Here is a 392-nt window from a genome sequence, read left to right as displayed (position 1 = left end):
GGGCTGGCGCATCGCCATGTCGACCACCGGCAACGAGCGCGGTCTCACCCTCCGCTCCCCCGGCCGGTTCCTGGCCGCTGCCGACCGTCTCGTCGGCCTGTGGCACGAGCGGGGCGCGGAGGCGGAGCTGCGGGACCGGGTGGCGGACGCGGTGATCGGCGCCCGCGTACGTGAAGAGCTGATAGGCGCGGGCGCCTCGCGCTTCGCGGCGGGCGGGACCATCGGCGCCGAGTCGAGCCTCAACAAGGTCTTCTGGTCGGAGTACGACATCGCGCTCCACGAGACGGCACTCGATCTCCTGGGCGCCGAAGGGGAGTTGGCGGACACCGCCTGGTCCGAGGGGTATGTCTTCTCGCTCGCCGGGCCGATCTACGCGGGCACCAACGAGATCC

The 392-nt window shown here is 71.9% G+C and carries 1 protein-coding gene; it reads left to right on the top strand.

Annotation, left to right across the window (positions count from 1 at the left end; all coding sequences use genetic code 11):
- Nucleotides 1-392: acyl-CoA dehydrogenase family protein (locus tag J0695_RS40600; protein WP_277990112.1), on the top strand; the 392-nt coding region annotated here is incomplete at both ends.

The organism is Streptomyces beijiangensis (assembly GCF_017315755.1).
In the GTDB taxonomy this organism is placed as follows: Bacteria; Actinomycetota; Actinomycetes; order Streptomycetales; family Streptomycetaceae; genus Streptomyces; species Streptomyces beijiangensis.
The sequence above is the reverse complement of the archived record's forward strand: the minus strand, read 5'-3'. Positions and strand labels throughout refer to the sequence as shown.